The following is a 13125-nucleotide window of genomic DNA, read 5'->3' on the forward strand; positions in this document are numbered from 1 at the left end:
GCCTGTTTATAAATGTTGAAATCAATTATATTTCTGCTGAAATGGGAAGTCTTCCTTCTTTAACTGCTTTTACCATTTTATTATAATCTGAGTCATTTTGATCTGCATATAAGATTGAAAATTTCGAAACCGCATTTGCAAATTCATCGCTGTCTCCTATATATCCGGATACTACCGAAGGATCTCCGGAACGTGCATGAGCTCTGGCAAGAGCCCATCCGCAGGCTTTGGCATAATCTATCATATTTTCTTCTTTCATTATTTCCAGAACGGGTTTAACCTTTGCATCCCGAAGCTGTCGTATATAAAAAAATCTTCCTTTATCATCTTTTGTCCATCCTAAAAACATATCCGATGCTGACTGCATAAGCTTTTGTCCCATTACAATCCTTTCGCCTTCATGATCGTATTTTTTCGTGTTTTTTACATTTGGCTCTAACACACTTTGTCTTGCTTCCTTAAATTGCAAAAAAATGGGTTCGCCGGTGGCCGACATCAATAAACTGATTCCGCAGAGTGTTCCAACACTTCCTACTCCTACCACTTTCATTGCAAAATCATGCATGGAATATCGGCTTAACAAAATTTGTTTTTCTTCTGAAAGAGATTCCAAATAGCGTTTATGAACTAGTTCCGCTTCTTTCATTGTATAATTTTCTTCCTGCCCTGATAAATGATATATTAATGGAGGCTCATCTTTTATTCTTGCCCGAATTCCATCGTGATAGGTCATTTTTGCAAATTCCTTTTCATGTGCAGTATATTCTGCCGCTTTTTTTATTCTCTTTTGATGAAATTCTTTTAATTCTTCGTCTTTTCCGAGTTCTATAAGTTCTGCCAGATCAATATGGGCATACCAAATTTGAAGCGCCGATAATTTACTGTAATCGAGCATATGTCTTTTATAACTATCTGCCACATGCCAGGCAAATTCCTTACAGGTTTTGTTAGAAAATTTTTTCCATCTCCCTGCTATTGCAAAACTTGCGGCAAGCCTTTTCAAATCCCATTCCCACGGTCCCTGAAAAGTTTCATCAAAATCATTAATATCAAAAACCAGCTTGCGTTCTGGAGTTGCAAATCCTCCAAAATTCATTAAATGACAATCGCCGCACAGCTGTAAATCGATTCCGGTATTGGGTGTTTTTACTAAATCTGCTGCCATAATTGCGGCCGCTCCGCGAAAGAATGCAAATGGAGATTCCATCATTCTTCGATATCTAATAGGTAATAAGCTTTCAATTCTGCCAATACTTGTTTTTATCAAAATATCTATTGGATCTTCTCGATCTTGAGCAATAATAAACTCCTGATGAGAAGATCTTGGAACAACTTTTCTAATAGCTGCACCTTTCTCATAGCGTTCTGCTTTTGATGCCAGGGGATCAAACGAAATCTCTGTTTTATCTATTAATTTTTCGATCATAAAATGATTTTAAATTATGAACCCGGAAACACAAAAGCTACAACTGCCCTTAAACCCCAGTCTGGTTTTATTGCCTGATGACCAACTATGGGGATTAAAGGCTGTACAGAAAATTGAACGACCTGAGTACCAAATTTTGTAATACCGCCAATGGACGGATTTAAGGAAATTAAGGTTGTATTGCCTTCCCAGTTTTGTGTTATCTCTGAATTGATACCTAAACTGGCGCCGCTTTTATAACTGTACGAAAGAAATACCTGAGTGTAAAACTGATTAAAATCGGCACGATCTTCATTGCCTGCAACCGAACAAATTTGATTGGCTATAAAACCTATCGAAAGTCCATTTGCCTGATGCATAATTAATGCACTTGGTCCAACTCCAAATTTTTCTGTTCCCAAAACCTTTTCTGTAGCAGTTGGAACTAAAAATGCCGGACCAAAACCACAGATTATTTTTTTACTTTTCGGAGCAAAAAAAGCCGTTACCGTTGCATCGCTTAAACCAAACTCGTGGGTATTGAGCCCCGTTATGTTTCTCTGATCTACAACGGGTAATATATAACGGGTAATTAAATTTAAGTTCTCTGTTAATTTAAATGGAATGACCGGCTGAATATTTACTGTATATTTTGTTCCGTTAAATGGTCCTATACCATAATTTAAATTATTCTGCAAAGGCACACTTATTAAGCTTGCTACGGGATTTGCCAATTTATCTGCCAGTTCCTGTGCACTTGCACCTGCTTTTTCGGTTTCCTGCGCAAAAGCAAAAGTGGAGAGAATAAAAAATGAGATACTAAAAAATAATTTACAATTGTATTGTTTAATTGGTCTCATAGATAGTATTTTAGAAATTCTCAATCTAAAAATCCAAATGAAACAACCTTTTAAAGCAAAAGCTGCTTCATTTGAGATTTAACTAATTCAAAATTATTTATCTGCAAAAACTTTTTTCCAGTCGTCTTTAATGCTTACCACATGCCACTTATTTTTTGCGGCTGTACTTAAGGACAAATTATCTTTTTCCTGATAACTGTATTCTCTAATCGAATCGTTATGATTTACCAGTAATTGAAATGATGGATATTTATTTCCCTGCGAATATTTAAGCATGGCAATATCGCCTGCTCCGCCTTCATTTCCGCAGACAAAAACTGGTCGTTCTCCTATGTGCAATTGTATGCCTACAGGCTTTCCTTCCTTGTCATTAAAATGATCTAAAACAGATTCTCTTTGTATCGTATTTTTAGCGTTATCATATTTATATTTAAAAGAAGTACCTACTACCTGATCTTTTGGAATTCCGTAAAAATCCTGAGAAATTGCCCTAACAACTTCTATTGTCCCGCCGGTTACGATATAAGTTTTAAATCCATTTGCCCGTAAATAATTCAATAATTCCAGTTGCGGCTGATATCGTATTTGCTTTACCGGAACATTTTTGCCGGGATATTTTGCATCCTTAAAAAATGTATTCACTGATGTTTCAAATTCATCTTCGGTCATACCTGTATGGGTTGCACCTACCAGCTGTATAAGTGCTTTGTCGCCGCCTTTTTCAAAATAGCTTTTGTCTTTTTCAATTACAGCTTTAAATGGCTGTTTTTGTGCCAGAGACGGATTTGCCCCGACCATTTTTTTAACCTGATAAAAAGCAAATAATTCCTGAACGTATGGTCTTTCTGCCCAAAGCGTTCCATCATTATCAAAAGTGGCTATTCTGTCTTCTATTGGAATAAAATCCGTACCGCCTTTTTTGGTTACTTTTTCAACATAAGCAATTATATCTTCTTTTAGAGGTCCATTATTCCAGCTTGGCAAAGGATCACCGGATATACTATTTTCAGTTTGTTTATTTTCTGTCGTTGGTACGGTTAAAGTATCGGACTTTTTACAGGAAAAGAAAAACAAAACCAATAACAGTAAAAAAATTACTCTTTTGTGCATACTATTTTTTTTATTAAAGAGATTCAGAATAGAGAAATCTGAATCTCTTTATGATTATTTATTTTTTCTTTTTAGAATCGGCTTCTTCTTCTTTTAATTTTGGTAAAATATTTTTCTCTACATATTGTTGTGTTTTAATGCTTTGTAATGTTTGTTTAAGAATAGTAGTAGGGTTAAAACTTGGTGGGAATGAGCGTGGTGGATATTCTTTGAAGGTTTCGGCAAAAACAAATACATCGTTCATAGCTCCATAAACAGATCCTACATGATTCATTAGCCAGTCCCAATACGTATTAGAAGTAAAATCGGCTCTTTCATAAGGGTCTTGATACAAATTGAATATTTTTTGCAAACGGAGTTCTGTAAATGGTTCTGCCCAAACTCCCATAGTTCCTGCCAAACGCTGTTCTGCGAAAACATATTTATAATCTCCTACACGCATTCCAACAAGCAGACCATCATCATCGGAATAGAAAAACTTATCACGTACGCTTTTTCCTCCTTCAAGTAATTTGGTCTGATCAAAACCATCTAGATGGACTTTATAATTTTTACCATTTGCATTGTAGCCTTTTAAAAGTTTGTTTACAATATCTGGCTCACCAGCAATAGAAGCAAAAGTTGGAATCCAATCGTTATGACTCATTAATTCGGTAGTTACTGTTCCTGGTTTAATATGCCCTGGCCATCTAACAATGCATGGTACACGGAATGCTCCTTCCCAGTTTGTATTTTTTTCTGAACGAAAAGACGTCATTGCACCATCTGGCCATGTATTCATATGAGGACCATTATCTGTAGAATAAACTACGATTGTATTATCAGCAATTCCTAATTCATCCAGTACTTTTAAAATACTTCCAATAGTTTCATCGTGTTCAATCATACCATCAATGTATTCACTGTCACCATGTGTATATCTCCCTCTATGTTCTGCTCTAACATGAGTACGAAGGTGCATGCGTGTAGCATTGAACCAGCAGAAAAATGGTTTTCCTGCTGCATTTTGTCTTTTAATAAAATCAATAGCGGCTGCAGAAGTTTCATCATCAACAGTTTCCATTCTTTTTTTTGTTAATGCACCTGTATCTTCAATTTTTTGTTTTCCAACTCTTCCAAAACGAGGATCTGTAGTAGGATCATCAACATTTGTTGCAGTACATTTTAAAACACCCCTTGGTCCAAATTTTTTCAAATATTCAGGATCTTTAGGATAATCCGGTAATTCTGGTTCTTCTTCAGCATTTAGGTGATAAAGATTCCCAAAGAACTCATCAAATCCATTAACTGTTGGAAGGGTTTCATTTCTATCACCTACGTGATTTTTTCCAAACTGACCGGTTGCATATCCTAAATTTTTTAAAATTCCACCAATAGAAGGATCTAGTTGGCTCATTCCCATTGGTGCGCCTGGAAAACCTACTTTTGTAAGACCGGTACGTATTCCATGCTGCCCCGTTAAAAATGCTGCACGACCTGCTGTACAGCTTTGTTCTCCATAATAATGAAGAAAACGCACTCCTTCACTTGCCAGTTTATCAATATTAGGAGTCGTATATCCCATAAGTCCATCACTATAAGCACTTATGTTTGTAATTCCGATATCGTCTCCCCACAACACTAAAATGTTGACTTTTTTATTTTGAGCTTTCACATGAACAATTGTGAAGCATACTAATGCAAAGAGCATTACGACATTTTTAATTCTAATTTGTTTCATGGTAATAAGATTTGTTAATAATTCGTTTGTATATGGGTTTGTTAAAATCGAACTATATTTTTCCTACTAAAATGAAGCAGAAAAATAACCTGTATTAAAAGCAATTCTTAGAACTTTTTTTGCCGTTACGAGTGAGGTAATTTGCAACAGCAATTTTTTAACGTTTTGTTAAGTCTCTCAAAATTAAACAATAAAAAAGCGAATTATCCCATTTTTAAGGCTTTACGTTGTTGCAAATTATAACTTGCAACATAAAAATGATTTTATTTTGCTCCACAGGTTGCAAATTATAATTTGCAACATCAAAAATTTAGCATTAAGAATCGTGTAGGAATTTTTTATACTATTTAAGAAAATAAATATTTGAGGAAGTATTTTTTTCAATAAAGTTCAAAACGAAAAAAGCCATTCTTAATGAATGGCTTTTTAATTATGTAAAATCTTTAAGAATTATTCTATTTCAGAAACTCTCATGGTATTTACCATTCCTTTTTCTTTAATTGGCATTGCAGCAAGGTTAATTAAATAATCTCCTTTTGAAGCATACCCTTTTTCAACTGCAATTTTATTTACATCTGTTACAGTGTCATCTGTACTTTCTTCATTATCATAATAGAAAGATTTAACTCCCCATAATAAATTCAATTGTGTTAAGATTCTTCTGTTTGAAGTAAATACTAAAATATGAGCCGAAGACGGTCTCCAAGCCGAGATTTGGAAAGCTGTATAACCGCTGTTTGTTAATGTACAAATTGCTTTTGCTTCGATTTCGTTAGCCAATAAAGCTGCCTGGTGGCAAACTGTTTTAGTAACAAAACGTTTTGTTTTAATTTGCGGCGTATTTTGCGGAATCTGAATTAATGGTGAATTCTCAACAGCTTCACAAATTTGTGCCATTTTTTGAATTACTTGTACTGGATAATTTCCAGTAGCAGTTTCTCCAGAAAGCATTACAGCATCTGCACCATCCATTACAGAGTTAGCAACGTCGTTTACCTCTGCTCTTGTTGGAGTTAAACTTGTAATCATTGTTTCCATCATTTGTGTAGCAACGATAACCGGAATTCGGGCGGTTTTTGCTCTGCGAATTAAATCTTTTTGTACCAATGGAACTTCGTGAGCAGGAAGTTCAACTCCAAGGTCTCCACGAGCCACCATTAAACCATCGCAATACGCTACAATTTTGTCCATATTCTCAAGAGCTTCCGGCATTTCAATTTTAGCAACGATTGGAATTTTATATTCTGAATGCTTAGCGATTAATTCTTGTAAATCCTGTAAATCGCGTGGTGTTTTCACAAATGAAAGTGCGATCCAGTCTACTTTTTGCTCAATTGCGAAAATCGCATCAGCAATATCTTTTTCAGTTAAAGCCGGTAAAGAAATTTTTGTATTTGGAAGGTTAACTCCTTTTTTAGATTTTAATTCTCCACCCTGAATTACTTTAGCAACAACTTCTGTCTTTTTATCTGTCGAAACAATTTCGAAAATAAGTTTACCGTCATCAAGCAAAATACGCTCTCCCGGATTAACATCATTTGGAAAGTTTTGGTATTTCATGAACACTCTTTTTGATGTTCCGATAATATCCTCGGCAGTTGTAAAAGTGATTTCATCACCATCTTGTACAACTGTACCTTCTTCCATTACACCTACTCTAAGTTTTGGTCCCTGCAAATCTCCAAGAATTGCTGTTGTATAACCAAACTCTTCGTTTAATCCTCTAATGATGTTAATTTTTTCTTTTACTCCTTCGTAATCTGCATGCGAAAAATTGATTCTAAACACATTCACCCCTGCATCGATCATATCTTTAATGATCTCTCTTGTACTACAGGCAGGCCCCAGTGTAGCAACAATTTTGGTTTTCTTACTTGTCAACATTTTTTTTAAAAAATTAGATTGTTTTTTGATTTTATTTTATTGGTATCCACAGCATAAATTGCTGCAATACTTTCTATTGAATTTAGTTGTTGCTGAATTTCTGAAAAATCGACAGCCTCCTCACTGTTATCAATTTTCAGGAAAAAATCTACTTTTTTGAATTCAGGAAGTAAATGAATTGTTGTAGAAACCTCACTTGTTTCATTAGAAAACAAATTCTGGAAATCATTTGTACTCACAGAAATGATCTCATTTTTATTCTGAATCAGATTCCACGATACAGCTTTCTCAGAATCATAATAATAAAATCTCGAAAAATTTGCTTCACCTTCTTTAGTCTGAGCATGGATCTCGTTTTTGCTCTTACTTAAGTTAATCGGAAGGTTCTTATTGATAAAATAGGCCAGTCTATAATCTTCTAATGAAGTATGAATTGCCATTAAATAATAATCAATTTCGTCAAATTCGTCTAAATCCAATCTATGAATAGCCATGTCATGAAAAATCAAGTTGTAAATATACTATTTCTAACGGAGCATCAATAGTTATGAGCAGCTTGTTTTTGTTAATTTATAAACGAAAACGATTTAGCATTAAGAAAATTACATCAATTTTGTAATTATTTCTTGTCAATTTTTTCCTGAAATGCAAAATAAGCTCTTTGCGACGCTTTCTCTTCTGCTTTCTTTTTTGAAGTTGCCCGCGCTCGTGCGACCACTTTATCGTCTATACTTAATTTGACACCAAACAAACGCTGTCCATCAATACCGTTATCTTCAAAAATGTCATAATGAAAGATTCTCTTTTCTTTCTGACACCATTCGATAACTAAACTTTTATAACTAATTACTTTTCCTTCTAGTCTAGCAATATCGACATAAGGTGTAATTACTCTTTTTTGAATGAATCTTTCGCAATAGGAATAACCTTTATCCAGATAAATGGCTCCAATAAGCGATTCGAAAATGTTACCATGAATATTTTCTCCAAAATGCTGAACCGGCACTTTGCTCTCTACAAAACGCACCAAATTTAAATCTTTACCAAGCTCATTTAAATGTTCCCGGCTTACAATTTTTGAACGCATTTTTGTTAAATATCCTTCATCTCCGTTTGGCGCTTTATTAAACAAATGTGCAGCTATAACGGCACTTAGCATCGCATCTCCTAAAAATTCAAGACGTTCATAATTTATAGGATGTCCTGCTTCATCTAATTTATTTGACGATCTATGTGTAAAAGCTTTTCTATAAAATTCAATATTTATAGGCTGAAAACCAAGAATTTTCTGAATAGTGTCAAAAAAAATCCCGTCTTCTAGAGAACGGGATTTAGAAAATATTTTTTTGATAATATTCATAAGCGAAAATTAGTCAGCAATTTTTTTAAACAATACACAAGCATTGTGTCCGCCAAAACCAAATGTATTACTCATAGCAACATTTACCTCTCTTTTTTGAGGCTTGTTTAAAGTAAGATTTAATGACGGATCGATATTTTCATCAACAACTGTATGGTTAATCGTTGGAGGAACAATACCGTGTTTCATCGCTAAGATTGAAGCAATTGCTTCGATAGCTCCGGCAGCACCAAGTAAGTGTCCTGTCATTGATTTTGTAGAGTTGATGTTGATGTTCTTAGCATGCTCGCCAAAAACATTACTAATTGCTTTTAATTCGGCAACGTCTCCAAGCGGCGTAGAAGTTCCGTGAGTATTGATGTGATCAACATCTTCAGGGTTCATTCCGGCATCTTTTAATGTGTTTTTCATTACTGCGATAACTCCAATTCCTTCCGGATGTGGTGCCGTTAAGTGGTAAGCATCAGATGACATTCCGCCTCCGCCAATTTCACAGTAAATTTTTGCACCTCTTGCTTTTGCATGCTCATAATCTTCAAGAACTAAAGCTCCTGCTCCTTCTCCTAAAACAAAACCATCTCTGGTTGCATCAAAAGGTCTTGAAGCTGTTTCAGGACTTTCATTTCTTGTAGATAAGGCGTGCATTGAACTAAAACCTCCCATACCTGCAATCGTAACAGCGGCTTCAGAACCACCAGAAACAATAACATCACACATTCCTAAACGAATGTAGTTGAAAGCGTCAATTAATGCATTTGCAGAAGATGCACATGCAGAAACTGTAGTATAATTTGGTCCCATATAACCGTTACGCATAGAAATATGCGCTGGGGCAATATCGGCAATCATTTTTGGAATAAAAAATGGATTGAACTTTGGAGTTCCATCACCTTTAGCGTAATAAATTACTTCTTCCTGGAAAGTTTCTAAACCTCCAATTCCAGCTCCCCAGATAACACCAACTCTTGTTTTATCGACATTATCATTTGTAATTCCTGCATCTTTAATAGCTTCATCACTGGCAGCAATTGCATATTGAGCAAATTTATCCAGTCTGCGAGACTCCTTACGATCCATGTAATCTTCAATATTGAAGTTTTTTACTTCGCAGGCAAATTTCGTTTTATGCTTCTCTGTATCATAGTATGTGATAGGAGCGGCTCCGCTTACCCCATTCACAAGTGCATCCCAGTACTCCTGGATATTATTCCCTATAGGAGTAAGTGCACCTAATCCTGTTACAACAACTCGCCTTAATGCCATAAATATTTTTTTTGTGTCTTTAAACAAATAAAACCCATGCTTTCTTAACTGTATTGCTACTTAAGAGCCATGGGTATTACAATATAAATATATCTTTTTGATTGAAAATCAATCGAAATTTAAATTTTAAAAAAATAATAACACCCGAATCTTAAAAATTTCAAAAATCAAAAATCAAATTCCAACTGGAATTTGGAATTTCAAAAATTGGGATTTTTAGAAATCGGGTGCGGTATTATTATTTTTTAGCTTCCTCGATATAAGAAATAGCTTGACCTACAGTAGCAATGTTTTCTGCTTGATCGTCTGGAATTTGAATATCAAATTCTTTTTCGAATTCCATAATAAGCTCAACAGTGTCTAATGAGTCAGCTCCTAAATCATTAGTGAAGCTTGCTTCTGTTACAACTTCGTTTTCGTCAACACCTAATTTGTCTACGATAATCGCTTTTACTCTTGATGCAATGTCTGACATAATCTTTAATTTTAGAATTTAATTTGTTGGCAAAAATAAAAAACTTTATTTTAAAACAACTATTTAGTTTATAAATGTGACACTAATTTATAAAATTAATTTCAAGAAAGGTCTTTTAAAGCTATTTATTTTCGATTTTTATTCCGTTTTTTGCAGTCTTAAAATAAATTCTATCATGAAAAAAATTATCGTTTTTGCCTCAGGATCAGGAACTAACGCAGAAAACATTATAAAATATTTTTCAAGCATTGAAATTGCAAAGGTCGTTTCGGTTTTTACAAATAATGCCTCAGCAAAAGTTATTGAAAGAGCAAAAAATCATCAAATTCCGGTTGAAATTTTCGAAAAAAACGAACTTTTAGAAAGAAACGTATTACAAAAAATACAAAAAATCGACCCGGATTTGATAGTTCTTGCAGGTTTTTTATTGAAATTTCCTGAAAACATAATCGAACAATATCCAAATAAAATAATCAATATCCATCCTGCACTTTTACCTAAATATGGAGGTAAAGGAATGTATGGAATGCACATACACAGAGCTATAGTTAATAATAAGGAAAAAGAAACAGGAATCTCTATTCATTATGTAAATGAAAACTATGATGAAGGCGGAATCATATTTCAGCAAAACGTTCTTTTGACAGACGAAGATACTCCTGAAACTGTTGCAGAAAAGATTCATGAATTAGAACAAAAACATTTCCCTGAAATTATTCATAGATTACTGGAAGAGTAGATTTTTTAGACTTCTTAGATTTTTATTTGAAATAAGTAACGTTTAAAAAGTCAAGAATCTAAGAAATCCAAAAACAAAATCTACAAAGTCTAAAAATCTAATATCTAAGAAGTCTAAAAAATGAATCACGAAGTACATATATATACAGATGGCGCGGCAAAAGGAAATCCCGGAAATGGTGGATACGGCGTGGTAATGGAATTGGTTGGAACTCCTCATAAAAAGGAATTTTATGAAGGTTTTCGGCTGACAACTAATAACAGAATGGAACTTTTGGCTGTAATTGTGGGTTTAGAAAAATTAAAAAAACCAAATATGAAAGTTCTAGTAATATCCGATTCTAAATATGTTGTAGATTCTGTAGAAAAAAAATGGGTTCTTGGCTGGGAGAAAAAAGGTTTTGCAGGAAGAAAAAATGCTGATTTATGGAAACGTTTTTTGGCTGTATACCGAAAACATCAGGTTGATTTTAAATGGATAAAAGGCCACAATAATCATCCGCAAAACGAGCGCTGCGATCAACTGGCCGTTATGGCATCAATGCAGCCCAAGCTTTCTATAGATTCTTATTATGAAACAACTGATTCTAAATTATTATAAAAACAAATAACGTATCAAAAATAAATTTTTGATACGTTATTAAATCCTAACTTAAATCTTTCTTATTCTTTATCCAGATCTTTTGCTGTTTTAAACCCTACAAGTAAACCTACTCCAGACATTGTAATAATTGTTGCCGGATAAATTACATCAGAATTCATCTGCGTATAGGTTGAAATAAATAACGCAATGAAAAGCCCCGCCCCTATACCTATTAAAAGAAAAGCAAAATTGATTACAAATATTTTCCATGCCGCAATTCCGTTTGTTTTTCCTTGTAGAAAAATACTGGCGTCAACCCCTTTTTCTATAAGAGCTAAACGCTCTCTGTTTCTTGTTGAGTAAATAAGATAGACAATCCCAAAGATCATCGCAAAAAAGCTAAGTGGTACTAAAATTTCTGGTCCCATAATTTTATATTTTTTTAATTGATTGATACTCCATATGACGAGGGTTTTTAAAATGAGGTTACAACATTTTGAATAAATTTTCAATATTTAAACTCCAAACCCTAAAACTAATTGATAATCAGCTAATTTTGAATTAATATTTCTTTTTAATAATATCAAGCTTTGACAAAGTTTTAAACTTTGACAAAGTTCTATACTATATATATGTATAATTCAAATTTGGAATTTTTAAAAATTTTAAAATTTATTTTTAAAATCCTTGTAACCTAAAATGAAACTCTGTCGTCCTATATAATATGAGTACAATAAATGATCAACATTATATCGATAAAATTCTGCAGGGCGAGACAAATGCGTTTGCCGTTCTTGTTGATCGTTATAAAAATATGATCTTTACATTGGCTCTCAAAATGGTAAAAAACCGGGAAGAAGCCGAAGAAGTTTCGCAAGATACTTTTATTAAGATTTACAGCTCATTAAATAAATTTAAAGGTGAATCTAAATTTTCGACCTGGATTTATAAAATTGCTTATAATACATGTCTGGACAGATTAAAGAAAAGCAAAAAAGAAGACTTAAATATTTCAATCGATGATTTTTCTTCGCATTTAATCAAAACGATGGACAATGCTTTGAGCGCTTTGGAAGAAAAAGAAAGAAAAAACACAATCCAGAAATGTTTAAATTTATTACCAAGTGACGAAAACTTCCTTTTGACTCTGTTTTATTTTGATGATCAAAATTTAGAAGAAATTGGAAAAATTATGAATATATCCGCAAACAATGCGAAAGTAAAATTATTTAGAAGCCGACAAAAATTAGCAGTAATTTTGAGACAGCAGTTAGAACCTGAAATAATAGAATGTTATGAAAGAGAGCGATAAAAACATAGAACAACTTATTGATAAAATGATGGCTGAAGAAAAACTTCAGTCACCATCAATAGATTTTACTTCTAAAATAATGGCAAAAGTCGAATTATTAGAAGAGAAAAAAGTCAAAATATACAAACCTTTAATTTCTAAATCGGTTTGGGTTCTTTTGGGAGCTGCTGTAATTGGTTTATTTATTTATATCTCTCTTTTTTCAGAAACAGGAAACAATCTGAAAATAGACAAAATTGGAGAATTGTATTCTAATAAAGTTGCTTCCGTTTTTTCTGGAATTCAGTTTTCAAAAACACTCTTGTATACTATTTTAGTTGTACCGTTTATGGTTCTGGTTCAGATTGGGGTTTTGAAAAATTATTTTGATAAGAAGTATGAGTTGTAGATTAAAAAAAATTAAATGAAAATTCCT

The 13125-nt window shown here is 33.5% G+C and carries 14 protein-coding genes; 4 read left to right on the forward strand and 10 right to left on the reverse strand.

Features of this window, described 5'->3' with window-relative positions; genetic code table 11:
- Positions 1-25: 25 nt before the first annotated feature.
- The 9 genes from BUC29_RS03785 to BUC29_RS03825 form a co-directional block, all read right to left on the reverse strand.
- Positions 26-1426 (reverse strand): DUF2252 domain-containing protein, encoded by a 1401-nt coding sequence (locus BUC29_RS03785; RefSeq protein WP_073413448.1) that lies wholly within the window; start codon positions 1424-1426, stop codon positions 26-28.
- A 14-nt stretch (positions 1427-1440) separates the two neighbouring features.
- Complete coding sequence (locus tag BUC29_RS03790) at positions 1441-2265, reverse strand: hypothetical protein (protein ID WP_073413449.1); 825 nt, start codon at positions 2263-2265, stop codon at positions 1441-1443.
- A gap of 93 nt (positions 2266-2358) precedes the next feature.
- Positions 2359-3375, reverse strand: a complete 1017-nt coding sequence (locus BUC29_RS03795) for an HAD family hydrolase (RefSeq protein ID WP_084538578.1) — start codon at positions 3373-3375, stop codon at positions 2359-2361.
- 58 nt (positions 3376-3433) lie between these two features.
- Positions 3434-5095: an arylsulfatase gene (locus BUC29_RS03800; protein ID WP_073413450.1), complete on the reverse strand. Its 1662-nt coding sequence runs from the start codon at positions 5093-5095 to the stop codon at positions 3434-3436.
- Between the two features lie 450 nt (positions 5096-5545).
- Positions 5546-6979, reverse strand: a complete 1434-nt coding sequence (gene pyk, locus BUC29_RS03805; RefSeq protein WP_073413451.1) for a pyruvate kinase — start codon at positions 6977-6979, stop codon at positions 5546-5548.
- Between the two features lie 5 nt (positions 6980-6984).
- Positions 6985-7473, reverse strand: a complete 489-nt coding sequence (locus tag BUC29_RS03810) for an IPExxxVDY family protein (RefSeq protein ID WP_053472898.1) — start codon at positions 7471-7473, stop codon at positions 6985-6987.
- A gap of 125 nt (positions 7474-7598) precedes the next feature.
- Positions 7599-8339 carry a ribonuclease III gene (gene rnc, locus BUC29_RS03815; protein ID WP_073413452.1) on the reverse strand — a complete coding sequence of 247 codons (741 nt, stop codon included), beginning with the start codon at positions 8337-8339 and terminating at the stop codon, positions 7599-7601.
- A gap of 9 nt (positions 8340-8348) precedes the next feature.
- Complete coding sequence (fabF, locus tag BUC29_RS03820) at positions 8349-9602, reverse strand: beta-ketoacyl-ACP synthase II (RefSeq protein ID WP_073413453.1); 1254 nt, start codon at positions 9600-9602, stop codon at positions 8349-8351.
- A gap of 238 nt (positions 9603-9840) precedes the next feature.
- Positions 9841-10077, reverse strand: a complete 237-nt coding sequence (locus BUC29_RS03825) for an acyl carrier protein (RefSeq protein ID WP_007137004.1) — start codon at positions 10075-10077, stop codon at positions 9841-9843.
- 175 nt (positions 10078-10252) lie between these two features.
- Here BUC29_RS03825 and purN point away from each other — a divergent pair, with 175 nt between their 5' ends.
- On the forward strand, positions 10253-10816 hold the full coding sequence (purN, locus tag BUC29_RS03830; RefSeq protein ID WP_073413454.1) for a phosphoribosylglycinamide formyltransferase: 564 nt from the start codon (positions 10253-10255) through the stop codon (positions 10814-10816).
- Positions 10817-10936: 120 nt separating this feature from the next.
- On the forward strand, positions 10937-11416 hold the full coding sequence (gene rnhA, locus BUC29_RS03835; protein ID WP_073413455.1) for a ribonuclease HI: 480 nt from the start codon (positions 10937-10939) through the stop codon (positions 11414-11416).
- A 62-nt stretch (positions 11417-11478) separates the two neighbouring features.
- Here rnhA and BUC29_RS03840 read toward each other — a convergent pair whose 3' ends face one another.
- Positions 11479-11826 (reverse strand): DUF6249 domain-containing protein, encoded by a 348-nt coding sequence (locus BUC29_RS03840; protein WP_073413456.1) that lies wholly within the window; start codon positions 11824-11826, stop codon positions 11479-11481.
- 296 nt (positions 11827-12122) lie between these two features.
- On the opposite strand from BUC29_RS03840, the gene BUC29_RS03845 reads away from it, so the two are divergent.
- Both BUC29_RS03845 and BUC29_RS03850 read left to right on the forward strand, forming a co-directional pair.
- Positions 12123-12710, forward strand: coding sequence for an RNA polymerase sigma factor (locus BUC29_RS03845; RefSeq protein WP_073413458.1), 588 nt, complete (start codon positions 12123-12125; stop codon positions 12708-12710).
- The gene (locus BUC29_RS03850; protein WP_073413460.1) at positions 12694-13098 is read left to right on the forward strand and encodes a hypothetical protein; all 405 of its coding nucleotides are present in this window, start codon (positions 12694-12696) and stop codon (positions 13096-13098) included. The genes BUC29_RS03845 and BUC29_RS03850 overlap by 17 nt, the downstream gene beginning before the upstream one ends.
- Positions 13099-13125 lie beyond the last annotated feature (27 nt).

It is taken from the genome of Flavobacterium defluvii (assembly GCF_900129555.1).
Lineage (GTDB): Bacteria > Bacteroidota > Bacteroidia > Flavobacteriales > Flavobacteriaceae > Flavobacterium > Flavobacterium defluvii.

Excerpts from the sequence above, each read along its gene's own strand:
- BUC29_RS03785 (WP_073413448.1), bottom strand. The coding sequence starts at position 1,426 with ATGATCGAAAAATTAATAGATAAAACAGAGATTTCGTTTGATCCCCTG.
- BUC29_RS03790 (WP_073413449.1), bottom strand. The coding sequence starts at position 2,265 with ATGAGACCAATTAAACAATACAATTGTAAATTATTTTTTAGTATCTCA.
- BUC29_RS03795 (WP_084538578.1), bottom strand. The coding sequence starts at position 3,375 with ATGCACAAAAGAGTAATTTTTTTACTGTTATTGGTTTTGTTTTTCTTT.
- BUC29_RS03800 (WP_073413450.1), bottom strand. The coding sequence starts at position 5,095 with ATGAAACAAATTAGAATTAAAAATGTCGTAATGCTCTTTGCATTAGTA.
- pyk (WP_073413451.1), bottom strand. The coding sequence starts at position 6,979 with ATGTTGACAAGTAAGAAAACCAAAATTGTTGCTACACTGGGGCCTGCC.
- BUC29_RS03810 (WP_053472898.1), bottom strand. The coding sequence starts at position 7,473 with ATGGCTATTCATAGATTGGATTTAGACGAATTTGACGAAATTGATTAT.
- rnc (WP_073413452.1), bottom strand. The coding sequence starts at position 8,339 with ATGAATATTATCAAAAAAATATTTTCTAAATCCCGTTCTCTAGAAGAC.
- fabF (WP_073413453.1), bottom strand. The coding sequence starts at position 9,602 with ATGGCATTAAGGCGAGTTGTTGTAACAGGATTAGGTGCACTTACTCCT.
- BUC29_RS03825 (WP_007137004.1), bottom strand. The coding sequence starts at position 10,077 with ATGTCAGACATTGCATCAAGAGTAAAAGCGATTATCGTAGACAAATTA.
- purN (WP_073413454.1), top strand. The coding sequence starts at position 10,253 with ATGAAAAAAATTATCGTTTTTGCCTCAGGATCAGGAACTAACGCAGAA.
- rnhA (WP_073413455.1), top strand. The coding sequence starts at position 10,937 with ATGAATCACGAAGTACATATATATACAGATGGCGCGGCAAAAGGAAAT.
- BUC29_RS03840 (WP_073413456.1), bottom strand. The coding sequence starts at position 11,826 with ATGGGACCAGAAATTTTAGTACCACTTAGCTTTTTTGCGATGATCTTT.
- BUC29_RS03845 (WP_073413458.1), top strand. The coding sequence starts at position 12,123 with ATGAGTACAATAAATGATCAACATTATATCGATAAAATTCTGCAGGGC.
- BUC29_RS03850 (WP_073413460.1), top strand. The coding sequence starts at position 12,694 with ATGAAAGAGAGCGATAAAAACATAGAACAACTTATTGATAAAATGATG.